The following is a 371-nucleotide window of genomic DNA, read 5'->3' on the forward strand; positions in this document are numbered from 1 at the left end:
GTAACCAAGTTCGGGATTGGGTCCGGGATGTGCACCAAAAATCATACATCACCCTCACCAGCAACCGGCGTGATGAGCGAGAGGCCGAGAGCCTTTCTCACCTTGGCCCGTGCATCATTGGCACCTGCTGCGTACGCGGCATCGAGCGCACGCGTCACCTGCATGTGCAGTAGCTTCGCAAAAGTCTCGCGATGCTGTTCAGGCACATGATCCACGTTCACCGTGATTCCCGGATAGCGTCCGAGCTTGAGGTATGCCATGACCTTATCGTCGCATTCTTCTTGGTAGAGGTCATAATCTTTGGTAGAGATGTTCATGCTCACTCCTTACGAAATGACTCGGGAATACACGACGAACGAGCCGGTTGATCT

Annotated in this window: 1 protein-coding gene; it reads right to left on the reverse strand. The window is 53.9% G+C overall.

Features of this window, described 5'->3' with window-relative positions; genetic code table 11:
* Positions 1-41 precede the first annotated feature (41 nt).
* Positions 42-317 (reverse strand): hypothetical protein, encoded by a 276-nt coding sequence (locus AC1RP1_RS08035; RefSeq protein WP_289856363.1) that lies wholly within the window; start codon positions 315-317, stop codon positions 42-44.
* Positions 318-371: the final 54 nt, after the last annotated feature.

This window comes from Dellaglioa sp. CoH-56-MRSF-13 (assembly GCF_056782095.1).